Here is a 25,054-nt window from a genome sequence, read left to right as displayed (position 1 = left end):
GTTAGTGATGCGCCGGGGTTGGAGGTGCGGGCTGCGGCGTTGCGGGCGTCGGATTCGTCTCCAGCGGCTCACCAGCCGTGCCGGTAGGAGCGGTGCCTGCTGTTGCCGGCTGCCCCGTTGCCGGCTGCCCAGGTGCCGCCGCCGATGTGGCCTCTTTGGTCTCCGGCAGAACTGGGCGATCGCGGTTCACAGACCACTGCACGCCATCGAAGAACTCCTTCTGCGTGCGCTTGATCTTGAACTTGCCATCGGTAAGGAACTGCAGGTGAGCATGATCGTATGCGAGCCCGGCGCCGGCGACAAGATGTAACCACTCGCCGCGTGCGGTTTCGTCCGGAGCCTCGGTGTAGCCATCGTCATAAGTCACATCCGGGAAACGTGCGCTGAAAGCTGATGCGCGTGCGCCCGGTTGCTGCCCCGTAACCGCCATATAGACGCGCACACCTTTATAGATGGGCTGCTGGAAGGCGCGCGGATCCCACTGCTGACCATAGCGGAAATAGCGTGCGTTCATACGCGCGTTCATGTCGAGCACGCCCGGCGCCTTAGCCATACCGTCGACGATGTAATCGCGCAGCGTGTAATTCACAGTCTTACTCTGCGGATGGTCGGCATCGTTGAAGTAATAGAGGCTGGTGAACCATCCACGCGGAGCCCACCAGGCGCGTCCCAACTCTGCTCCGTTGCGGGAGATGACCCAGGCCGAGTACTCGGAGAAGGGCTGCACCCACTCGTGGGACGGATAGCCGTGCGGGTTGAGGAAGCCGTCAGGCAGCCACGCCTCCCAGAGCTGACGCCGCGTGCGCGACTCGGGATAGAGCGGGTCCTGCTCCCACAGGCCGGTGATCATGTCAGCCGTGAGCGAGGCGTGATAGCCGGCATGCAGCATGTTGTCTGGCGTGATCTTCGCCAGGTCCATCGCCAGCTCGGCGCCGTCAGGATTGGTGATGGGATGAAGAACGACGTTGACCTTCTCAAGCGACTTACGCCGCGCATCATCAAGGACAAGCTCTTCGGCGAACTTGTGGATGTGGCTGGTGCTGCTGACCTCATTGGCGTGCTGGCGGCCGGAGTAGACGATGGCCGCCTTCAGCGTCGTCTCCTTCGCCATGGAGCGCAACGCGGAGGGCGTGGGCAGCATGACGTCCGCCGCCCAGATGTTATTGCCCATGTAGCTGCGGCCCATCCAGTAGATGTTCACACCGGGGAAGGTAGACAGGCGCGAGAGCAGACGCTCATTCTCCTCAAGCCCGATGGGTTGATCCCACTGTACGTAAGTCTTGTCAGATTTCTGCACAGCGGGGGTAACATCAGCGATCTGCGGACGTGGATGCACCGGCACGGGTACGGCAGCCTGCGCAGTAAGAGTCTCGGGCTTGGTGTGCTCGGCCGGATGCAGTTCCAGAGGAAGATCGAACTCGAAAGCAAGCTGTTTCAGATGTGGGTAAGCAAGGCGCGCGGTATAGAGGCTGGCCGCGTGCATCTTCTCCAGCCATGCGAGCTCTGCCTTCGCCTGCTCGGCAGAGAGGACCGTACGCTCCAGCGTGTCCTCGGTGACGAGGTTGCGCCACTCTTCAAACTTGTCTTCATTGCTCGCGACCGGAAGGCTCCATGTAAGCGCGGTCACGGAATCGGAGCCCTGCTGGATGCGGGTTGCTACCAGCCGCGGGTCGCCGGCTTCAAGCGCCGAAAGATCGCGCTTGAACTCATCGCCCGCATCACCCGCCTTCCATGCAAGCTTGACTTGTGGATGCGAGGCATCGCTGCCATAAAACTCCACATGAATGCGCGGATCTTTGCCCTCATCGGAGAGATGCGCGATGGGGACGATGCGCCCCATATAGTCCATAATGCCGGTCGAGAAGGTATTGCCAAAGATATAGAAGGAGTTCTGCGTCGCGAAGAGAAGATCTTCCTGCAGGCCTTCGAGCGAGGAGATACGTTCCTGATCGAGACCGAGAGCGTAGTCGGGCTCGCTCATGTGAAAGTCGACCTTGATGGTGTCGAAGAGCGGCTGATACTCAAGCTTGGGTTTGCCGTTGCTCTGCGCCAGGATCTGATGAATGATCTTCGGCATGGTTGTGTCCTGGTAATGCTCCCAGAACATCTCCACGTCCGTGGGCACACGCTCGGTTACGATGCACGATCCATCGGCAGCGCTAAAGGTCACCCAGCCCGTCTCAATGCCGACCTGCTCGTAGTTATTGAACTCAGTGGAGTAGGGCCGTTGATGTACATAGGTCGTGAACTCGCGAGTCAGGATTTCCTTACCGGCTTTATCAAAGGCGCGGACGCGATAGGTGGGGCCGCCGTCGCTGCTCATCTTCTTGAAGGCAATGTTGACCAATGGAAGCTTAAGGTCGCGCGCGAGGATTTCGTCAACGGGATAGAGCTCCTGCACCCAGCGCTCTTCGGTGCGCATCGTGGATTCGCTCTTAGGATCGCGGTAGGGTGCGAACTCGATGATGAGCTTGTCTGCGTGCTTCGTGGCAAGTTCCGGCTCAACCGAGTCGACCAGCCAGCTATATCCCTGCTTGTAGGATGAGAGGACTTCCACACGCGCATTCTTCACACCTGCGGCCTCGAGCGCAGACTTGAGTTGTGTGGCGAGAAGCTTGCGTTGCCCGGGACTTTCGCTGACGCCTGCCTGCACCAACACAGGCTCGCCCGCATGCGCTTGCGCAGCGAGTTTCTGCGCCGTCGCCAGCATACGCTTGCCCTCCCACTCAAAGGTGAGATCTTCGGCGAAGGTAGGCGTGGTCTGCTTGAAGGGCGCAACCTCAGACTGCAGGTGCATGGGAACATCGCCGTCGCAGCACTTCACACCAGCGTGTTTGCTGCCGGTAACGACTTCAATGTTCGTCGTATGCAGACGCTCGGCAAGCATGCCGCGAATGAAGCTGTTCAGTTTGGGGTCAACCTCATCGACATCGACATCGGCGCGAATGCTGGTAAGTCCGGTGGGGTGATCTTTCGCAAGCTTCGCCGACCACTGATCGAGATGGTAGAGCGCCGCCGCGGCCTGCCCCACATCGGACTTCTGTCCGAAGAAATGCCGCAGGTCGTCACGCACCTCTTCGACAGAGGCGTAGCGTTTGTTCGGCTCCCAAAGATAGGGCAGATGGTTTGCAGCATAATCGAGTGCGGCCGTAGCGCCCGCACTGTCGCCGCGTATCAGCAGAGCATCGCTCTTACCGGCGGCATGATCCACGATGCGCAGCTCGCCCTCGCCGGCAGCAAGTGTCGGAAGAGCCTTGCCTGCGCCCGGTTGCATCTTGTCGAGGTCGATGTTCGGCTTGGCGGCGAGCAGGTCGCGCAGGTGGTCGGCCGCGGGCGATCCTTCCGCCATCACCGGAGTTCCCTGCAACTGCGAGGGCGTAACACCGGTTTCAGGCACAGCCAGCGGAAGCGTAATCCCGACCGTTTCAAGACCGATGCGTGCTGCCAGATTCGCCATCGCGATTCCCTGCGGACCTGCGGGAACGTAGAGCTTTGCGGCGGTACCGGCAGGAATAGGCTTCTTGGCGTTGCCGGTCAGCAGGCCTTTGATGGTGTAAAGCCGAGCGAGATCGAGGACGCGGGCATCACCGTTGCCTTCCGGCATCGCAGGTAGCGCACCGGCGCGAGCCGCCGCCGAACCAGCAAACGTCAGCGGTGTATCGCCAAGCATAATCTGCACCTCACGTACGGCGCCGAAGGATACGGGTGTTCCAGCTCCTTCTTCCGGTTTCAATAGCTTCTGCAGTGTGGCAACATCGATCGTTCCGTCCAGCTTCAACACCGCGCGGCGAATGCCGCCATTGTTACCGGCAAAGACCAGTGCCTGCAGTTCCGTCTTAGCGGTGCTCTTCCCTTTTACGAGTGCGGCATTGATGTTCTTTGCGGGTAGGCCGATCTTGTCCCCCGGAACAGACCATAGGAACGGCGCGCGCTGCGCATACGCATTGGCAGCATTCAGCAGACCTACGGGATCCGGACCGACGACCGCAATACCGCCGTCGACCGCGACCACGGCTCCTTCGCCGAAGCCCAGCGTACCGGCCACGGCACGAACAGCCGCGGACGCTGCCGCAGGAACTGCGCTCTCGCCAATCCAGATATTCGGTGCGCTGCCGGTACATCCTGTCACAGCCTGTGGAGCCCCATGAATCACCACRGGCAGCGTCAGTGCGGAGGTCTCATAACCTACACGGGCTGACAGATTGGCGGCAGCAGCGTTCTCGGCCGCATTTGGATTCGTTGGGACGATAATGTGTCCGCACACAGCATCCGCAATCTTGTCACCGTTGGTGTCCTGCAGCAGCATACCGGGCTGCCATGGGTTCTCGAGGAAGGTCTCCTTCTCCACCGCGGGTGCGGGAGCCGCGGCATCCGCCGCTGGGGTGGGCTTCGATGCCGCCGCTGGAGCAACAGGCTTCTTCTTCTGACTGTGCAGCGGCGACGCGGCTGCGAGCACAAGCGTGCATGCGATCGGCAGTGCAAGACGTTTCATCGAGATCTGTCTCCGTTCACAGGTTTGGTGGAGTCCACGGGAGGAAGAGCATTGGTGGGGCCCGAAGGCTGCGGTGGCGCATGACGCGCCGCGCGCAGATAAAGTACGGCATACGTACCCAGCCAGTGTGAACCCAGATAGCCCGCATCGGGAAGGCCCTTCAAACCGCCGGCAGCGTTAATGGCCGCAAGCTGCTGCAGCAGGGCGATGCGCGCGTCTTTCGCTGGAAGCGCATCGGCGATCTCGGTCATGGCGTAGGCACGATCGAAGGCAAGACCGATGAGGTGCGACTTGCCGGCGAACTCTTCCTTATCGGTGATCCTGGAGACGTCGACACTTTTTGCCAGCGTCTGGAACTGCGGCGACTCCAGCGGCGGAAGGAAATCGGCCAGCCACTGCGGAAACTGTTCCCGCGGAAGAATACGGCTCATCAGCTGAGCTTCTGCCAGGCAGGGCGAGAGGAACTCGGTGCCGCCGGGCTCAAAGGCAGTGGGGCAGTCGCGGTCCGTAGCAAAAAGCCGGTTGGCGTTGCGCGCCACAGCGTCCTTCAATTTGTCATTGGGCACAGCGCTCAGCGCATCGAGTACCAGCACCATCGACATCGCGGTATTCGGATGCACGCCCGCGCGGGAGGCGACGGGCAGATGATCGTAGTACTCAATCAGCTTGGTGGAAAAGAACTCCTGCAGCGGCTTGATATTCGCCGTGAGCTTGGCCGCTTCAGGATCGTTCCACATGCTGAGCTCGGCGTGCAGCTTCAAGAGCCAGGCATAGCCGTAGGGTTTCTCAAAGTTCTTTGCGGTCTTGAAGAACTCCAGCTCGCCGGCGATGTTCTTCTCTCCGAGATGTTCCGTGAGCTTCTCCTGCATAAGGCGGCGCAGGGGAAGATCGGGATAGTCCTTGGACAACGCGACCATCATCCAGGTACTGTTCACGGCGGAGTGCCAATCATAACAGCCATAAAAGGCGCGGGTTTTGTCGTAGTCGAACGGCAGTTTCGGGCGTTCTCCGTAGAGCCACAGATACTGTGCGCCTTCGGGCGCTGCCTGAGGATGATCGACACACGAGAGCGGCCATGCCGCCAGATAGGTGGCCTGTTCAAGCCCGAAGCTGGGGACTGTCACCTTTGGCAAAGACTTGCCGTAGGCAGCAAGCTTCGACGTATCCACAGAACGATGCTGGGCCACGGCAATAGCCGAGCCCAGCGTGATAACCAATGACACAGACTTCCATCCAACTGCCATGCCTGCCCTCGCAGAAAAAGGGTCCCGCCGCGCAGCGGGACCCGGGTCACGACGACGTTAGAAGGTGAAGCGGGCCGCCAGCTCACCCTGTTGACGATTGCCTGAGTCAGTAGCGCGGCCGAAGGTGGCCGATGCCGCCGAGGTTGTAATGCTGTTGTAGAGGTAGTTATTCGCGCCGAAGAGGTTGAAGGCCTGACCATAGACCTCGAGGCTGAAGCGGTCGTGGATGCGGAAGTTCTTCAGCAGCCGCAGATCGAAAGACTTGTACGCACTGTTCTGCACGGTGGATGGGTCGACCGCCGCCAGGCCGCGCGACGCGCGGTAGGTGTTGATCAACGAGAAGTCCACATCGCGGTTGACCTGGTTGCGGGTGGTGCCGGGCACATATTGCGTTACCGAGTCGGCATTCACCGTCGCGGCATAAGCACTGAACGGGGTGGCCGAGCGAAGCGTGAGGATGCCGCTGCTCATAATGCCCCAGGGAAGCTGATATCCGAAGCTGGCCACCAGGGCATGGCGACGGTCTGCGTTGCCAGGGCCCCAGTCGAGCCCCAGATTCAGTGGGTTGGTAGCCGTCGCCTGCGGGTTGTTATCACGCGTGCTCTGCAGCGTGTAGGAGACGGTGTACATGTGACGACGCGACAGCCGCTTGTCGACGCGGACAAAGAGCGCCTTGTACTTCGAGGCAGCGATCGGCGCACGCATGTTGATGATGTTCCATCCCGTCGTCGGGCGGGTGGTGCCGCTGGTGGGAAAGTTCAGGTCGATAGTGCGGTAGTCGTGCAGGCTGTAGCTGTACAGGCCATCGAGGTTGACCGAGAGATTGTTGGAGATCTGCCGCGAGTAACCTGCCGAATACTGCTGCGCGTAAGGGTTCTGGAAGTTCGGCGCCATGAAGGTCACGGTCGGCTTGTTCGTCGAGCAGTAGTCCGCCGCCGTCTTACCCGCACCGAACGGATTCGGATACGAAGGGTTGACGATGGAGATGCTGCAGCTTGCCAGGTTGCGGGCTTCAGAGAAGTTCTGCAGCGTCTGAATGTTGTTGTAGTAGATGCCGTAGCCAGCGCGGATCACATCGCGCGACTTGCCGGTAATATCCCACACCAGGCCGATACGCGGAGCGAAGTTGTTGCTGTCGCCGCGAGCCTTGTTGTTATTGATGAATGGAATCTGAGACTGAGCGGTCGTATAGTTCAGCCGCTCATTGAACGATCCGAACTGGCGTTCCCAGCGAAGGCCGAGATTGACAGTGATTTTGCGCGAAACCTTCCACTCGTCTTCGCCGTAGAGACCGAGCGGCGTGGTGGGAATCTTCGTCGAGATGAACGGAATCGTCTGCGTGTACGAAGTAGGATTCTTCAGCGCAGCGATGGTGGATGCGTTATTCGGATCGAAGACCTGGTCCGTACCGAAGGTCCAGGTGCCGTTGTAGTTGCTGGCCGCACCGTCGGTGAACGGAATGTAGCTGACGTCGAAGCCCGCCTTGAAGGTGTGCTTGCCAAGAACATAAGAGACGCTGTCGAGAAGCTGGAAGCGGCGCTCCACACCGGTGTCGGCATAGCCGAAACCATAGCTGAAGCCGGGGAAGGTGTACGCCGTCTGCAGGCTGTTGAGCACCTGCTGCGAGTAGCTACCAGGATTGGTTGGGATAGGGGCATTCGGCGGGCCGAGCTGGTAGGAGGCGTATGCGTACTGGAAACGAAGATCGTTCAACAGCCGCGGCGAGAGCGTGTAGGTATGGCCGACGACGAGCGACTGGCGTGGAATCTCGCCGTTGTAACAGTTACGGACGGTGGCGCCGCCGCAACCCTGGTAGCTAAGCAAGTTCCACTCCTGCGCGTAACGGGCGAACAGAGCCTGCTTCTCCGTCAGCTTATGATCGACGCGCGCTGTGAACATCTGGTCGTGACTGGGCTTTGTGAACGCTCCGTTGTTGGCGCTGTAGTAGGTCGGGCTAGCAGCGACGGTGTAGACCTCAGAGGTCTGCGTGCGCTCAAAGGCCAGATAGAAGTGCGTGCGGTCTTTCAGGATGGGGCCGCCGATATCACCTCCGAACTGATTGCGATTGAAATCGGGGTTGACGGTCTGGTTGAACTTCGGCGCGTTGATCGCCTTGTTACGCCACAGCTCGAAGGCTTCACCATGAAAAGCATTCGTTCCGCTCTTGGTAACGACGGAGATAAGGCCTCCCATTGAGAGGCCATACTCTGCCGGATACTGCGTGATGTTGACCTTGAACTCCTGCACGCCGCCCTGGGGGAAGTTCTGACGAGGCTCACCCATCTCAGCGAAGACATTGGAAACGCCATCGATCACGAAACCGTTGGTGTAGTAGCCGGAACCGCCACCGATCTGCACGTTGTTATAGAACGAGCGCGATGCATCCTGACTGGTGCCCGGAACAAGCAGCGCGAGATTCAGGTATTGGCGTGTGTTGACGGGCAGCTTGTCGATCTCGTCCTGAGTCACCACACCACCGACGCTGTTGCTCTCGGTATTGATCTGTGGAGAGTAGCCGTTAACCTCCACGACTTCGCCGGTGCTCCCCACGCTCAGAGTTACATCCTGTGTGAGGTGGGCATCCAGGTTCATGGTGAGGTTGCTGATACCCGTCTTGCTGAACCCAGCAGCCGCGATCTCCAGCCGGTAGTGACCGGGCGCCACCTGCTGAAAGCGATAACCGCCATCGCCTCCGCTGGTCTGGCTGGACTTGATGCCGGAGTCGGTGTTGACCAGCGTGACAGAGGCGTTAGCAATGTCTGCTCCGGTCACATCATGCACCGTTCCTGTGATGTCACCAAGAGTACTTTGGGCCGCAAGCGTGGCGGCCGAAGACAGGAGGAGTAGACAGAAGAAGACCTTGGTGCCAGACAATGGGCGCATCGCATCCTCCGGGCTCAGCCAGGAGGCAGCCGCGCCCTTTCACAGAGTTTTAACTGCGGGTTCCTTGCTTATAAAAACGAAATCTGTTTTTGTCAAGAAATAATTTATGGGCAGCACATGTCTCGGTTTCCTCAAAAAATCCCTGCAAATTGTGGCGTTGTTCAGTTTGCACGAGAATTAGTGCCTTTCGCAGATCTAAAAATTTCTGGATTGTATACAGGTTGCGTGCAATAATTCGCTCGTGACGGAAGCCATACGGATCTACAGCGAGATGCGCAACGACATCATCAGTTGCGATCTGGAGCCGGGAGCCTCGGTGTCGGAAGCGGAGTTATGCGCCCGCTACAACGCCAGCCGCACTCCTGTACGCGAGGCCTGCCGGCGGCTGCAGGAGGAAGGCCTGCTGCAGATTGTTCCCTTCCGGGGATACACCATCTCTCCGCTGACCATCGATGAGTACCGCAGCCTGAATGAGATGCAGCTTGTGCTCGACCCGGCCGCTGCCGCCATGGCCGCCGAGCGCGCCAGCGACGAGCAGATTGCAATGATCGAGCGCTGGGCCAACTACATCTACCACGCCGGCGAGAAGAAGAGTTACGAGACCTTTCTGGAATGGAACCGCAACTTCCATATCGAAATTGCGCAGGCAACCGGCAACGACATCATGGTCGAGATGACGGTAAACCTGCAGACGCGATTGATCCGTTACTTCTACCTGGTGATCTCCATGGCGAGTTACGGCAAGGAGCTGGTGAATGAACATCAGGCGATGGTGCGCGCCATCCGCGCGCGTAAACCGGAGCAGGCACGCGACCGGGCAACCGAGCACGTTATCCGTACGATGGAGAGAACATCGCTGATCCGTATTCCGCAGGGAGGCTTCCGCGGCGATCCGCGAAAGGATATACAGCCTGTCCGCAGCCGGGCATGATGCACCTTCCAGGAGTGCAGGCATATGATTCCTTCTAAATGGAGCAGTGTCTTTGCGAGTAGCGATCGATAGTGGCGGCACCTTTACCGACTGCGTGTATCTGGTGGACGGCGAAGTTCGGGTCTTGAAGTTGTTTTCGACTCCGGCCGATCCCGGCCGTGCGGTACTGGATGCGGTAAAGCAGGTAGCAGAAAGTCCTGCGGTTCCGGAGGTGCGTCACGGCACGACCGTCGGCACGAATGCAATGTTGGAGCGCAAAGGTGCGCGGGTCGCGTTCGTCACCACCGCCGGCTTTGAGGACACCATCGCGATAGGCCGCCAGGCGCGCACCAGCCTCTACGACTGGTTCCGCTCTCCACTGCCTCCTGTCGTTCCCAAAGAGCTTCGTTTTGGAGTGGACGAACGTGTAACTGCTGAAGGCCTTGTACTGCGCACTCCATCGGAAGAATCGCTGCGGCAACTTGCAGAGACAATTCGAACCAGCGGAGCAGAAGCGATCGCCGTCTCGCTGCTCTTCTCTTTTGCAAATCCTGCCAACGAGATCATGGTGGTCGAGGCGCTGCAGCCACTGGGGCTGCCAATCTCGATCTCTCATCGGATTCTGCCCGAGTTCCGGGAGTATGAGCGCGGCAGCACCGTCGTCACCAATGCCTATCTGGCGCCAAAGGTTAGTACCTATCTTCGCCGTCTGGGAACAGAGATCGAGACTGCGTTTCCCGGTGGAAGTGTTCAGGTGATGCAGTCCTCGGGCGGCATCATCGCCGCGTCGATTGCGGCCGAGGAGCCGGTACGTACGGTGCTGTCAGGCCCGGCGGGCGGCGTGATAGGAGCCTACCGGCTGGCTCGCCTGGCCGGCTTCGATAAGATCATCGGCTTCGATATGGGTGGAACATCCACGGATGTCTCGCTGATCGATGCCGCGGAAGGCGGACCACGCACCACCAGCGACGCCGTCGTCTCGGAGATACCGGTGAGCGTGCCCATGCTCGACATCCATACCGTAGGCGCAGGCGGTGGCTCCATCGCACGCTTCGATGCAGGTGGAGCGTTGCATGTCGGGCCGGAGTCCGCCGGCTCCGTTCCAGGGCCGATCTGCTATGGACGCGGAACACTGCCGACCGTTACCGACGCCAATGTCACGTTGGGACGGCTTGATCCCGATCTCTTTCTCGGCGGCAAGATCCGTCTGGATGACACACGCACGCTGCAGTTGATGGAAGAGGCGCGTGGTTCCCTTGGCAGTGTCGAGCAGTTTGCCGCAGGTATCGTACTGCTGGCCGAAACAGCGATGGAGAAGGCTATCCGTGTCATCTCTATCGAGCGCGGCTACGATCCGCGTGAGTTTACGCTGGTTAGCTTTGGCGGCGCTGGTCCGCTGCATGCCTGTTCGATGGCGCGCTCGCTGCAGATTCCGCGTGTGCTGGTGCCTCGGCTTCCGGGAGTACTGTCCGCGCTGGGAATCCTTCTTGCCGATACCGTCCGCGACTACAGCCGTACCGTCATGCTGCCTGCATCCGATGCGGAAACACTTGCAGCCCAGTTGCAGGAGCTCGAAACGCGAGCTACTGAAGAGTTGCAGCGGCAAGGGCTCTTCGGCGAGGCCGAACACTCTATTGACCTGCGTTACGTCGGTCAGGGGTATGAGCTGAATGTGCCCTACGGCACAAGCCATCTTGAGGAATTTCATTCTCTCCATCGCAAACGTTATGGCTATGCCAGTGCGGAAACTCCAGTCGAGGTGGTGAACGTACGCGTCCGTGTCACGGTGCGCACCACCCCAGTGGACCTGCCGAAGTCAGAGCTGATTGCAGGCGACGGGTCGCAGGCGGTACTCAGAACACGTCCGATCTACTTTGATGGAGCATGGAGAGAGAGCAAGGTCTATCAGCGTGAACAGCTCAGATCGGGCGATCGATTCGCAGGCCCTGCCCTGATCGCGGAGTACAGCTCGACCACCGTGGTTCCACCTGGATGCATCGCCGAGGTCGACGCCTTTGGCAACTTAGTGATCGAGGTATACGTCGCATGAGTACGGTGCAACTCTCAGAACCTCAAGCCGCGGCGGCTATCGATCCGATTGAGCTCGCGGTCTTCAAAAGCGCGACTCACTCCGTCGCCGAAGAGATGGGTGCTGCGCTGCGCCGCACCTCCTTCTCACCGAATATCAAAGAGCGCCGCGACTACTCCTGTGCGGTCTTCGACAGCATGGGTCAGGTTATTGCGATGGGCGACCATATGCCGGTGCATCTGGGATCGATGCCCATGTCCGTCAAAGCAGTGATGGAGAGCATGACACTGCGTCCCGGCGATATCGCCATGCTAAACGATCCGTACGCAGGCGGAACGCACCTTCCGGATATCACGCTGGTGCTTGGCGTCTTCTCAGAAACCGATACGGAGTCGCCGGTCATGTATGTCGCCGTGCGAGCGCACCATGCGGATGTGGGCGGGCTGTATCCCGGCTCCATGGGCCTGTGCCGCGAGATCTACCAGGAGGGCTTGCGAATTCCTCCCGTTCGTATTGTGGATGGCGGCGAGATCAACCGCGCGATCCTGCAACTTGTGCTGCATAACGTACGCACTCCCGAAGAACGCGAAGGCGATCTGCTCTCTCAGATCGGCGCATGCCGTGTGGGCGAGCTGCGTCTGTTGGAACTGATCGCAAAACACGGCGCTGAACGTCTTCGGCGTCTCACCGTCGCGTTGCTCAACTATTCCGAACGCCTGATGCGGGCACAGTTCGCACAGTGCGTGAGTGGCAGCTATGCCGCCGAAGACTTTATGGACAGCGATGGCTTCGACGAGATACCGCTGCCCATCCGCGTCACCATCACGCTCGACAGCGAAGCGCAGACGGCGAAGGTCAGCTTTAAAGATTGCCATCCGCAGGTGAGGAGCAGCATCAACGCCGTCTATGCCATCACTTATTCAGCGGTGTACTACGTGCTGCGCTGCCTGCTGCCAGAAGATGCTCCGGCCACCGCCGGCCTGATGCGCCCGGTCATCGTTGAGACAGAGCGCGGCAGCATCGTCGATGCGGTACTTCCAGCCCCTGTTGCCGGCGGCAATGTGGAGACCTCGCAGCGCATTGTGGATGTGCTGCTGCGCGCCCTTGCCAAGGCAATGCCCGACCGCATTCCCGCCGCAAGCTCCGGAACAATGAACAACCTCACCATCGGTGGCGTGGATCATCGCACCGGCAAACCCTTCGCCTACTACGAGACCATCGCGGGAGGCATGGGTGCGCGTCCCACGGCGGATGGCATCTCCGGCATTCACACCCACATGACCAACTCGTTGAATACACCGGTCGAGGCGCTGGAGTATGCCTATCCCTTCCGCGTCATCCAGTACGGCTATCGCGATCACTCCGGCGGCGAGGGGCAGTATCGCGGCGGCGATGGCATTGTGCGTGAGATCGAGCTGCTTTCGCCCAGCACCATTACGCTGCTGACCGAACGCCGCAAGTTTGCGCCGTATGGTTTGCAGGGAGGTGCGGACGGAGAGCGTGGCGTCTCCTATCTGCGGAGTGGAGAAACAGAAGAAGAGCTGCCGGCCAAATGCAGTATCCAGGCGAAGGCCGGTGACCGCATCCGCGTGGAGACACCGGGCGGAGGCGGATGGGGCAAGCCATAAAGAGAACTGCCGTAATCCGGGGTGCCCCATGTCCCGCTTCTGGGACATGGGTATTCGAGCGAAATCTCGAATAGTCTTTCGTCATTATCGGCACTTCGCTAGAGCATTTTCCCTGTGGGTGCAATGTAGGGCTTCCGCATCTATGGCGTTTTCCGCGATGAAAACGCCGCGGCATGCTCCTCCCGGGATACCCAGCAACAGGGAAAACGCTCTAGACTAGCAACCACCATGAAGAGAGACGCAACCGTTGCTGTGCAACGCGGGGCACAACATCGCAAGTCCGTTGCCCGTACCGAACTCGGTCACTGGGATGCCGCACAGCGCACCGCCGATCCGCGCAAACTGCTGGCGAAGGCAATGCGTGGACGTGTCCCTGCCTTGCTCCCGCTCAAGAACGAACGCATGGCTGCCTCCGCCTTTGCGTTCTTCCGGGGCGCTGCTCCAATCATGGCCTTCGATCTCTCGCTTGCGCCCCACACTCCCATCGCGTGCCAGCTCTGCGGCGACGCTCATGTGCAGAACCTCGGCGCCTATGAGGGCGACGATGGACGCCTTATCTTCGACATCAACGACTTCGATGAGACCATCCGCGGCCCCTTTGAATGGGACATCAAGCGCATGACCACCAGCATTCTGCTGGCAGGAGACGATGCCGGAGTCCACAAGACCGGATGCCATTCTGCCGCCGATATCTTTCTTGCCAGCTATTGCGGGCTAATGGAACACCTCGCTCGTCTGCCGGTGCTGGAGGCCGCACGTTTCCAGGTGCATCGGCTGCAGGCGGTATCGTCCATCTCTGAGATTCTGCGTAAGGCCGAGCGCTCCACACCCCTGCACACGCGCGAGCACCTGACGGAAGAAACCGCGCGCGGCCGCGTCTTTCGCACCCTGCCGCCGGTATTGCATCGCGTCAAAGGAGAGCGGAAACGTGCTGTGCTCGCCTCGCTTCGCCGTTATCGCGAGTCGCTGCAGCCGGAGCGCCAGCACTTCCTTGCCCGCTACAAACCGCTCGACGTTGCCTTCAAGGTCGTCGGCACCGGCTCCGTCGGTATGCGCGATTATGTGATTTACATGGAGGGCAACGGAGCTGACGATCCGCTTTTCCTACAGATCAAAGAAGAGGCCACCTCCGTCTACGCCCCTTACCTTGCAGCCAAGACTGTCATCGCGCCCAACCAGGGACAGCGCGTGGTGAACGGACATCGCGCCATGCAACTACAGAGCGACCCAATGCTGGGGTACACGCGCTTCGAAGGCCGCGATTACCTTGTTCGGCAGCTCAACGATCACAAGGCCACGCTCGACGTCACGCATCTGGATGAAGCCGCACTGCAGCAGTATGCTGAGGTCTGCGGAGAGCTGCTGGCCCGTGGCCATGCACGTTCAGGCGATCCGGGATTGATTCAGGGATACATCGGCAAAGGCAGACGCTTCCGCGAAGCCATGCTGGAGTTCGCGCATGCATACGCTGCGCAGAGCAGAGATGACTGGCAGAGGTTCAAGGCGAGTTTGGCGTAGCCTGTGTCATCGCAGTACCATGCTGTCGCCGTCGCGGAGATGAGGAGGACATATGGGAACCTTTGACGATCTGCTGGAAGCAGCCAAGCGCGGAGATGAGGAGGAGGTCAAAACCCTCGTCAGCCAACATCTGGAGCTCCTGCACCAGCGAGACGAACGCGGCGCCACCGTCCTGCATCATGCCGCGTTTGCCGGTCACCGTGTGATTGCGGAGTTTCTGATTCACCAGGGAGCAGAGATCAACGCGCGCGACAGCGAGTTCGGAGCCACACCTGCGGGCTGGGCCATCGAGTATCTCCGCGAGATGGGCGGCTTCCTCGCCATCGAACTGGACGATCTCGCCTTCGCCATTGAGAGAGGGGATGCGATATGGATTGCACGCCTTCTCAGGCGATTCCCGGCACTTCGGCGCGCCAATAACTCCGAAGGAACACCATTCTCACGGCTGGCTGAACAGACGGGAGATCCGCAGATAACAAGATTATTTCGGTTAACAGAACACATAGGTGAGTGATTCGGGACGTGACGAATATCATGGGCTCCGATGGCTCCGAATCCGTTGCTCTAAAGTACTCCCAACGCTCCGCGCTGCAGCGCACTACAAATTGCTCGCAATTTTACTTCTGGTGATCGATCGTCGCGGATGCCACCGTTTACCCAGAGATAACATCAATCCATTTCTTCTGAACCCATCCAGACCGGCATGCCTTTACCTTCTGCATATTGAGTCCATTTTCCGACGTGGGACCGCATGGGCCGCTAGGTTCGCTGTAAGAGGCCTTGAACCACTCGCCACGTTCGTCGCAAATATAGATCTCCTGTCCGGATCGCAGCCTGTCTACCCGTCGAAAGTCGCTTCCCGCTCCTGCCCGGACAGGAACAGAAGTTACTTTTCCTGAGCGGATTTTCACTTTCGCAAAGTTGCGCGTATAAGCGCCACTCGAACTCTGTGCGAATTCCAGCTTTGGGAAAATCGTTATCAATGCAATGAATAGGGTGACTCTTAGATACTGCTTCAATCGAAGTTCCCAAAATCCAAAGAACATCGCAGATGCAATCGTTGCGCAATATGTAACAGCTTTCAACCAGAACATCATGGGCCAGATTCTACTCTGCATGACGGCCAGCAATCCCGCTGCATTTTGACGGCGGACGCTATGATTCTGACAGTGGCTCTCACGTCAGACATGCAGCCCAGGCTCCGGACTCGCAGACCTTCTGTCCTGCGCCTTCTTCGATGGCTTGGTCTCGGCCTCATACTTCTCTGGTTGTTTGCGGCGTTATCTCTGATAACGCTGCGGTGGATCGACCCACCGACCACCGCCGTCCATATGCAGCGCCGCATCCAGTCATGGACGCATAGCGGGACCTACAACAAACGTTACAGGTTCGTTCCCCTTAGCCAGATCTCGCCCGACCTGCAGCATGCCGTCGTTGCTGCGGAGGATGCACGCTTCTACCAGCATCATGGCTTTGATTGGAGCGAGATTCAGAAAGCAGCCAAAGACGACATGGAGGGCGAGCGCACGCGCGGAGCCTCCACCATTACGCAGCAACTGGTGAAGAATCTGTTCTTCGGAACAGGCCGCTCTGTCATCCGCAAGGTTGCAGAGGCAACGCTGGTACCGGTGGCTGAGCTGGCGCTTGGGAAGCAGCGCATTCTGGAGCTCTATCTCAACCTGGTGGAGTGGGGGCCAGGAATTTACGGCGCCGACGCAGTCTGCCGCACGGACTACAGAACTTCAGCTCGCGGTATTAACCGGGCGCAGGCGGCACGGCTGGCCGCGATTCTTCCTGCTCCGCTGAAACGCAGGCCCGAACGCATGAACAACTACAGCGGAATCATCCTGAAGCGCATGACGCAGATGGGCTGGTAGAGCATTTCTCCTGTAGGTGTAGTGCAGGGTTTCCACATCTATGGGCGTTTTCCGCAAATGAAAACGCCACTGCACGCCCTTTCGGGATACCTAGGAACGGGAGAAATGCTCTAGCTCTGCCCTCACATCACGAACATCAGGACGTCTTGTGTGTTGAGAGGAAGATCTGGAAACAGGTGGCCGTTCCCTTGGCTCCGAAGTGGCTTCGGAAGGTAAGCGCGCCATCATGTTTTTCGACGATGCCGCGGCTGATCCACAGGCCGAGACCGGTGCCCTTGGTTGATTTGGTGGTGTAGAAGGGTTCGAAGAGACGCCGTGCATCTTCCGGTCGTATGCCACAACCGCTATCCGTAATGCTGACCACGATTCCCGGCAGGTATTCGCCGCGGCGGATGGCATTCCTCACCCGGATGCGGAGACGCCCTCCCTGGGGCATCGCCTGGATTGCGTTGGCAATCAAGTTCATGAACACCTGCTTGAGCTCTCCTGGGAAGCCGTGCACCTCACCCGCAACCTTGTACTGCGTCTCCAGCCGGATGTTATTCGAGACCAGGTTGGCGTGCTGCAACTCGAGAACGTCTTTCAGCAGATCACTAAGCTGTAACGGCACGGCGATCTGTGACTCGCGGTAGAAGCTGAGCGTCTGCTTGGTGATGTGCGAGACACGCGCCAGTTCCTGCTCGGCGAGTTGGGCATAGTAGCGTGCCTCCTGATCAAGCGAAGGATGGTTCTGCAGCAGGAAGAAGGCATTCGTAATCGCAGCGAGAGGATTATTGATCTCGTGAGCCACGATACCTGCGAGTTTGCCCATGGCTGCCAAACGATCGTTGCGCCGCAACGCCTCTTCCGCCTGGAGTTGTGCGGTGATATCGCGATTAATCTCGAGCACCATTCCACCGCTCATCGTCAGCGCCTGACGACTGGCGACGACGACTTCACGGCCATCCTTACAGCGGTGCACCAGATCGCCATCCCATCGGCTGTGCACCCGGAGCGCCTCCCGCATGTTTTCAAGACTGACGGGCCACCTGGTAGCAAGAAGGGCATGTGCGTTCTGTCCGATGGCTTCCTCACGGCTCCAGCCATAGAGAGCTTCAGCGCCCGCATTCCAGAAATGGATGCTACCCCACCAGTCGCGCACCATAATGGCCTCGGAGGCCAGCTCCAGCAGTTCCGCGCGTTCCCGGAGTGTCTCTTCCATGCGTTTCTGCTCGGTGATATCGAAGAATGCGCCGACAGCGCCGCGAACCTGCCCGGCTTCATCGAAAAGCGGAGACGCGCTCGCCAGAAGTGATTTCGCGAGGCCACCATTGCGGCGAAGCTCCAGCTCCGTGAGTCCGGTGGGCTGCATGGTGCGCAACGAGGTCTGCACCGGCATCTCCTCTGCATCCAATTGCCTTCCATGCTGGTAGGCGGTATAGCCCGCGGTTGCGAAGGCCTGATCGATCGGCTTGTCGGCGCTATCCAGACTGAGAATCTCACGCAGGGCCGCGTTGGTGGTGATTTCGTCGCCCTCGGGGCTCTGGGCTACGGCAACACCGACCGGCAGAACCTTCATGATAGATTCCAGCTCGGCGACGCGTTCCTGTAGCTGCGCATTGAGTGAACGTAGTGCCTCGCTGCGTTCGGCAACGCGAGCCTCCAGCTCGCGGTTCAACTGCTGCAGTTGGCGCGTGGTGCGGTGCAGCTCGGCGAAGACACTGACCTTTGCCCGCAGAACATCTGGCACCACCGGCACCGAGATGTAGTCCACAGCACCGCTCTGGTAGGCGCGAATGCGATCGACATCAGTAAGGTGTACGGCGGAGACGAAGATGATGGGCGTCATCTGGAACCGCGGATGCTGCCGCATCATATCGGCCAATTCGAAGCCGTCCATCTCTGGCATGCTGACGTCCAGAAGAACCACGGCCACGTCGAGCTTCAGAAGGCAGTCCAGGGCTTCGCGCGCAGACGTCGCTTTGACCAGCGCCTCCCCCAGATCGCGCAGGATGACCTCATAGCTGAGCAGCTTTCCGGGCTGGTCGTCCACCATCAGAATGGTGACCGGGGTCTTTCCTGTCTGCGGCTGAACCTGCACTTGGCCCTCTGCCGGAAGCGGTACGTCCGGGATAGTTTTTGGAGCGTCGATTTGAGCTGCCACGTTCATATCAGCGATGAAGCCACGTTCTTAGTCCGGAAAGCAGCTGGTCCGTATTAACCGGCTTTGCCATGTAATCAGAAGCTCCGGCTTCGAGGCACTTCTCGCGATCTCCCTTCATAGCCTTGGCGGTCAAAGCGATGATGGGCAGCCGGTGAAACTCAGGATTCTGCCGGATCACCTGCATGGTCTCATAACCATCCATCTCCGGCATCATGATATCCATCAGCACGATGGATATATCAGGTGTTTTTGCGAGTGTTTCGATAGCTTCACGCCCGGTTCCGGCGGTAAGCACCACCATCCCGCGCCGTTCGAGCACGCTGCTGAGCGCGAAGATATTCCGGACATCGTCATCCACCACCAGCACCTTAGTCCCGACCAGCGCCTCATCGGACTGATGCAGGCGGTCGAGCATCCGCTGCTTCTCCACCGGCAGATCGCTGACGACACGATGCAGGAAAAGGGCGGTCTCGTCCAGAAGGCGCTCGGGAGACTCGACGTCTTTCACAACAACGCTGCGGGCGAGCGTATGCAGGCGGGCATCCTCTTCTGGAGACAAATCCTTTCCGGTGAAGACCACGACGGGAAGCTCGTGCAGTCTCTCGATCTCATGGATCTTTTCAAGGACCTCGAAACCGGTCATATCCGGAAGGCGAAGGTCAAGGACAACGCAATCGAAGTTGTCCCGTTCGAGAGCGGCAAGGGCGGAGGCTCCACTGTCGGTGATCTCCACATCGATGTCGTCGTGCCCCAGCAGTGCACAGATGCTGGTCTGCTCAGCCGGGTTGTCTTCGACGATCAGCAGCTTCTTCCTGCGGGGCGTCGAAAACTCCTTGATACGTGCGATGGCATGCGCCAGACCTTCGGCGGTCGTGGGCTTGGTGACATAGGAAAATGCGCCACGCGAAAGGCCATGGTGCCAGTCCTCGTCCTGGGTAAGCATCTGGACAGGAATGTGACGGGTGAGTGGGTCCTGCTTCAGATGATTCAGGACGGCCCAGCCCAGCATATCGGGGAGGAAGACGTCGAGAGAGACAGCGGTGGGACGAAACTCGCGGGCGAAGGCCAGGGCCTCTGATCCGCGCATTGCCACCAGCACCTTGAAGCCCTTATCGCGCGCCATATCGCAGAGGATACGGGCAAAGTGGGGGTCGTCCTCCACGATAAGCAGCGTGGGATCGCCTGGCTCGACGTTCCCGCGGTCGTCTTCCACGCGATCGACAATCTGCTCCGCGGCCGCGGCGGGAAGAGTGAGATTGATGGCGTAGTGGGTAGCCGGCGTGCGCTCAGGATAAGAGACAACAGTCGCCGTCGGCCCGACATAGGTCTGCGGGATATAGAGGGTGAAGGTGCTGCCCTCACGGGGGATGCTGCGAAGCTGAATCTCGCCGCCGAGCAGGCTTGCGAGCTCACGGCTGATGGCCAGGCCGAGTCCGGTGCCGCCGTACTTACGGCTGGTGCCGGCATCCGCCTGCTGGAAGGCCTCGAAGATAATACGTTGCTTCTCCTGCGGAATACCGATACCGGTGTCGGTCACCTCAAAGGCGATGACGTTGCCGGCGCCGTTCAGGATGGGATGTCCGTCGCTCCATCCCGAGGCAACCGGGGAGACCTTGAGCTTCACGCTTCCCTTCTCCGTGAACTTGAACGCATTGGAGAGCAGGTTCTTCAACACCTGCTGCAGGCGCTTGGAGTCGGTAACCAGGCTGCGCGGCAGACGGGAATCAGCGTCGATCTCGAAGCTGAGTCGACGGTTCTCCGCTTCATGTCGGAAGGGCCGAGCGAGGGCTTCGAGCAAGGTGCCAAAGAAGAGCTCTTCGGCTTCGACGGAGACCGTTCCGGACTCGATCTTCGAGAGGTCGAGGATATCGCTGATCAGGTTCAGCAGATCCGTTCCGGCGCCGTGAATCGTCCGTGCAAACTCCACCTGCTTCGGTGTGAGATTGCCGTCCGGGTTGTCGGTCAATTGCTGGCCGAGGACCAGAATACTGTTCAGCGGCGTGCGCAGCTCGTGCGACATGTTTGCCAGGAACTCTGACTTGTACTTCGAAGTAAGCGCCAGCTCCTTGGCCTTGTCTTCCAAAGCGCGGCGAGCCTGCTCGATCTCCTGGTTCTTGCGTTCCACTTCCGCATTCTGTTCGGCAAGCTGTTGTGCCTTCTGCGCGAGCTGCTCATTCGTAGTCTGCAACTCGGTCTGCTGCGTCTGCAGCTCGGTTGCAAGCTGCTGCGACTGTTTCAACAGACCTTCTGTCTGCATGGTCGCCTCGATACTGTTCAGCACGATACCGATGCTGGCGGTGAGCTGTTCGAGGAAGGCCATGTGCGAAGCAGTGAAATAGTGCAGCGTGCCGAGCTCGATGACGGCCTTCACACGGCCTTCAAAGAGCACCGGAAGAACGATGACATTGCGCGGTACGGCTTCAAACAGTCCGGAGCGGATCGGCAACGTTCCCGGTGGAAGATCGTGAATCAGCAGACGGCGCTTCTCGAGCGCGCACTGCCCAATGAGTCCCTCGCCAAGAAGGATGCGTTCCTGATGTGCTTCCGGCGTGCCGGAGTAGGCCGAGAGCAGCACCATCGTCCGCGCATCTTCCTCATCCATCTGATAGATGAGTCCCTGCTGCGCGGCCACCAGCGGAACCAGCTCAGAGAGCAGCAAGCGGCCCACGGTTGCCAGATCGCGCTGGCCCTGAAGCATGCCGGTAAAGCGGGCAAGGTTCGTCTTCAGCCAGTCCTGTTCGTTGTTACGGTCGGTGGTGAGACGAAGGTTATCAATCATCGTGTTGATGTTGTCCTTCAGCTCGGCCACCTCACCACGCGCCTCCACCTGAATCGACCGGGTAAGGTCACCTTTGGTCACGGCGGTGGCAACCTCTGCGATAGCACGCACCTGGTTGGTCAGGTTGTCGGCCAGCAGGTTCACATTGCCGGTGAGATCTTTCCACGTTCCGGAAGCTCCGGGCACATTCGCCTGTCCACCGAGACGGCCTTCTACACCGACTTCACGCGCGACCGTGGTCACCTGGTCGGCAAAGATGGCCAGTGTGCCGGTCATGTTGTTGATGGTCTCGGCCAGCGCGGCCACTTCGCCCTTGGCGTTTACCGTCAGCTTCTGCGTCAGGTCACCGTTGGCGACGGCCGTCACTACCTTCACAATGCCGCGCACCTGTTCGGTGAGGTTGTAGGCCATGACGTTGACGTTGTCGGTAAGGTCTTTCCACGTACCGGCGACACCCTGCACCTCGGCCTGGCCGCCCAGCTTACCGTCGGTACCGACTTCACGCGCCACACGCGTTACTTCGCCGGCGAAGGCGTTGAGCTGATCCACCATGGTGTTGATGGTGTTCTTCAGCTCGAGGATTTCGCCCTTCACATCCACCGTGATCTTGCGGGAGAGGTCGCCGCGGGCGACGGCCGTCGTCACTTCGGCGATATTACGCACCTGACCGGTAAGATTACCGGCCATGGCGTTGACCGAGTCCGTAAGATCCTTCCAGGTACCGGCAACACCGGGCACGTTCGCCTGACCGCCAAGACGGCCTTCGGTACCGACCTCACGCGCAACACGCGTAACTTCGGCAGCGAACGAGCGGAGCTGCTCGACCATGGTGTTCAGCGTTTCTTTGAGCTGCAGAATTTCGCCGCGTACGTCTACGGTGATCTTCTTCGAGAGGTCGCCCGTCGCAATGGCTGTCGCCACTTCGGCGATGTTACGCACCTGACCCGTAAGGTTCGAGGCCATGAAGTTGACGTTGTCGGTAAGATCTTTCCACGTTCCGGCGACACCAGGCACCTCAGCCTGACCGCCAAGCTTACCGTCCGTACCCACTTCACGCGCCACACGCGTAACTTCGGCAGCAAAGGCGTTGAGCTGATCCACCATCGTGTTGATGGTGTTCTTCAGCTCGAGGATTTCGCCCTTCACGTCTACCGTGATCTTGCGTGAGAGGTCGCCACGAGCGACGGCCGTCGTCACTTCGGCGATGTTACGCACCTGGCCGGTAAGATTACCGGCCATGGAGTTCACTGAGTCAGTAAGATCCTTCCACGTTCCCGCAACACCGGGCACATTGGCCTGGCCGCCAAGACGGCCTTCGGTACCGACTTCGCGGGCCACACGCGTTACTTCACCGGCGAAGGCGTTGAGCTGATCCACCATCGTGTTGATGGTCTCTTTCAGCAGCAAGATCTCGCCGCGCACGTCCACCGTAATCTTCTTCGACAAGTCGCCGTTCGCGATGGCTGTTGATACTTCGGCGATGTTACGCACCTGGCCCGTCAAGTTGGAGGCCATGGAGTTTACCGAGTCGGTAAGATCCTTCCACGTTCCGGCCACACCAGGCACCTCGGCCTGTCCGCCCAGCTTGCCGTCCGTACCTACTTCGCGGGCGACACGCGTCACTTCGGAAGCGAAGGAGCGGAGCTGATCCACCATGGTGTTCAGCGTTTCTTTCAACTGCAGAATCTCACCGCGTACGTCTACCGTGATCTTGCGGGAGAGGTCGCCACGGGCCACGGCAGTAGCAACTTCGGCGATGTTACGGACCTGGCCCGTAAGGTTCGAGGCCATGAAGTTTACGTTGTCGGTAAGGTCCTTCCAGGTTCCGGCAACACCAGGCACAGCCGCCTGTCCGCCCAGCTTACCTTCTGTACCCACTTCGCGGGCAACACGTGTTACTTCGCCGGCGAAGGCGTTGAGCTGATCCACCATCGTGTTGATGGTGTTCTTCAGCTCGAGGATCTCGCCCTTCACGTCCACTGTGATCTTGCGCGAGAGATCTCCGCCCGCCACAGCCGTAGTCACTTCAGCGATGTTACGGACCTGGGCCGTCAGGTTGCCGGCCATGGAGTTTACCGAGTCGGTAAGATCCTTCCAGGTTCCGGCCACACCAGGCACCTCGGCCTGGCCGCCCAGCTTACCGTCGGTACCGACTTCGCGCGCCACACGCGTTACTTCGCCGGCGAACCGGTTGAGCTGGTCCACCATGGTGTTCAGCGTCTCTTTGAGCTGCAGGATCTCGCCGCGCACGTCTACCGTGATCTTGCGGGAGAGGTCACCGTTGGCGATAGCTGTTGCGACCTCGGCGATATTACGCACCTGACCCGTCAGGTTCGAGGCCATGAAGTTTACGTTGTCGGTAAGGTCCTTCCAGGTTCCGCCCACACCAGGCACCTGCGCCTGGCCGCCGAGTTTGCCTTCGGTACCGACCTCGCGGGCAACACGCGTTACTTCGCCGGCGAAGGCGTTGAGCTGGTCCACCATGGTGTTAATGGTGTCTTTGAGTTCGAGAATCTCGCCCTTCACGTCTACCGTGATCTTGCGGGAGAGGTCGCCACGGGCTACGGCCGTTGTTACCTCGGCGATATTACGCACCTGGGCCGTCAGGTTACCGGCCATGGCGTTTACTGAGTCGGTAAGATCCTTCCAGGTTCCGGCCACACCAGGCACCACCGCCTGGCCGCCCAGCTTACCGTCGGTACCTACTTCGCGTGCGACCCGCGTCACTTCGGAGGCGAAGGAGCGCAACTGATCGACCATCGTATTGATGGCCTCTTTCAACTGCAGAATCTCACCGCGCACGTCTACCGTGATCTTGCGGGAGAGGTCACCGCTGGCTACGGCCGTTGCCACCTCGGCGATGTTGCGCACCTGGCCGGTAAGGTTACTGGCCATCGAATTTACTGAGTCCGTAAGGTCTTTCCAGGTTCCGGCCACCCCGGGTACCTGCGCCTGGCCGCCCAGCTTACCGTCGGTACCTACCTCACGGGCAACACGCGTCACCTCGGACGTAAAGACGCTGAGCTGCTGAATCATCGTATTAACGATGTTGGCGGAGCGCAGGAACTCGCCTTCCAGGGGTCGACCGTCCACGTCAAGCCGCACGGTCTGCGTCAGGTTGCCCTGGGCCACAGCGCCGATCGCTCGGGTTACTTCGACCGTCGGACGGAGCAGATCCTCGACCAGCGTATTGACGCTGGCCTCCATCTCTCCCCAGGAGCCACGACGTTCCTGAAAGCACGACCGCTCGCGGGTTCGGCCCTCTTTACCGACAACCTGGCCGACGCGTTTCAACTCGCCGGCCATCTGCTGGTTGGCTGAGACGATGTCGTTGAAGGAATCTGCGACCTTACCTTCAACTCCCGTCCAGTGATTGGGGAGGCGCACCGAGAAGTCGCCATCGCGCATACGGCGCAAGGCGTCCAGAACGATCGCAATGTCAAACTGGGATCGGTCCGCGGCAGGGAGTTCAGCAGTAAGTACAGAAGCTGCAAGATCAGTCTTAGCTGACTTGCTGACAACTCGTTTCACGCATCACCCTCACTCAGGTG

Annotated in this window: 11 protein-coding genes; 6 read left to right on the top strand and 5 right to left on the bottom strand. The window is 59.6% G+C overall.

All coding sequences use genetic code 11. The features are described from left to right. Nucleotide 1: 1 nt before the first annotated feature. The 3 genes from AB4Y89_RS08560 to AB4Y89_RS08550 form a co-directional block, all read right to left on the bottom strand. Entirely contained in the window at nucleotides 2-4,492 is a 4,491-nt protein-coding gene (locus AB4Y89_RS08560) for a M14 family metallopeptidase (protein WP_442300497.1), read from the bottom strand. Beyond that, nucleotides 4,489-5,715 (bottom strand): DUF2891 family protein, encoded by a 1,227-nt coding sequence (locus AB4Y89_RS08555; RefSeq protein WP_442300496.1) that lies wholly within the window; start codon nucleotides 5,713-5,715, stop codon nucleotides 4,489-4,491. The genes AB4Y89_RS08560 and AB4Y89_RS08555 overlap by 4 nt, the downstream gene beginning before the upstream one ends. Nucleotides 5,716-5,793: 78 nt before the next feature. Next, complete coding sequence (locus AB4Y89_RS08550; protein WP_442300495.1) at nucleotides 5,794-8,619, bottom strand: TonB-dependent receptor; 2,826 nt, start codon at nucleotides 8,617-8,619, stop codon at nucleotides 5,794-5,796. Between the two features lie 241 nt (nucleotides 8,620-8,860). Here AB4Y89_RS08550 and AB4Y89_RS08545 point away from each other — a divergent pair, with 241 nt between their 5' ends. The 6 genes from AB4Y89_RS08545 to mtgA all read left to right on the top strand — a co-directional run bounded on the left by AB4Y89_RS08545 (nucleotide 8,861) and on the right by mtgA (nucleotide 16,581). After that, nucleotides 8,861-9,550 carry a GntR family transcriptional regulator gene (locus AB4Y89_RS08545; protein WP_442300494.1) on the top strand — a complete coding sequence of 230 codons (690 nt, stop codon included), beginning with the start codon at nucleotides 8,861-8,863 and terminating at the stop codon, nucleotides 9,548-9,550. A 46-nt stretch (nucleotides 9,551-9,596) separates the two neighbouring features. Continuing rightward, the gene (locus tag AB4Y89_RS08540; protein ID WP_442300493.1) at nucleotides 9,597-11,579 is read left to right on the top strand and encodes a hydantoinase/oxoprolinase family protein; all 1,983 of its coding nucleotides are present in this window, start codon (nucleotides 9,597-9,599) and stop codon (nucleotides 11,577-11,579) included. Further along, a complete protein-coding gene (locus AB4Y89_RS08535) occupies nucleotides 11,576-13,186 on the top strand; it encodes a hydantoinase B/oxoprolinase family protein (protein WP_442300492.1) in 1,611 nt (536 codons plus the stop codon). Before AB4Y89_RS08540 ends, AB4Y89_RS08535 begins: the two co-directional genes overlap by 4 nt. 228 nt (nucleotides 13,187-13,414) lie before the next feature. Beyond that, nucleotides 13,415-14,704, top strand: coding sequence for a DUF2252 domain-containing protein (locus tag AB4Y89_RS08530; RefSeq protein WP_442300491.1), 1,290 nt, complete (start codon nucleotides 13,415-13,417; stop codon nucleotides 14,702-14,704). Between the two features lie 52 nt (nucleotides 14,705-14,756). Continuing rightward, on the top strand, nucleotides 14,757-15,218 hold the full coding sequence (locus AB4Y89_RS08525; RefSeq protein WP_442300490.1) for an ankyrin repeat domain-containing protein: 462 nt from the start codon (nucleotides 14,757-14,759) through the stop codon (nucleotides 15,216-15,218). Nucleotides 15,219-15,861: 643 nt separating this feature from the next. Beyond that, the gene (mtgA, locus tag AB4Y89_RS08520; RefSeq protein WP_442300489.1) at nucleotides 15,862-16,581 is read left to right on the top strand and encodes a monofunctional biosynthetic peptidoglycan transglycosylase; all 720 of its coding nucleotides are present in this window, start codon (nucleotides 15,862-15,864) and stop codon (nucleotides 16,579-16,581) included. A gap of 136 nt (nucleotides 16,582-16,717) precedes the next feature. Here the strand turns inward: mtgA and AB4Y89_RS08515 are convergent, their stop codons facing one another. After that, entirely contained in the window at nucleotides 16,718-18,724 is a 2,007-nt protein-coding gene (locus tag AB4Y89_RS08515; RefSeq protein WP_442300488.1) for a hybrid sensor histidine kinase/response regulator, read from the bottom strand. Nucleotides 18,725-18,731: 7 nt separating this feature from the next. Further along, complete coding sequence (locus tag AB4Y89_RS08510; protein ID WP_442300487.1) at nucleotides 18,732-25,034, bottom strand: HAMP domain-containing protein; 6,303 nt, start codon at nucleotides 25,032-25,034, stop codon at nucleotides 18,732-18,734. Nucleotides 25,035-25,054: the final 20 nt, after the last annotated feature.

Source organism: Terriglobus sp. 2YAB30_2, assembly GCF_052114765.1.
In the GTDB taxonomy this organism is placed as follows: domain Bacteria; phylum Acidobacteriota; class Terriglobia; order Terriglobales; family Acidobacteriaceae; genus Terriglobus.
The sequence above is the reverse complement of the archived record's forward strand: the minus strand, read 5'-3'. Positions and strand labels throughout refer to the sequence as shown.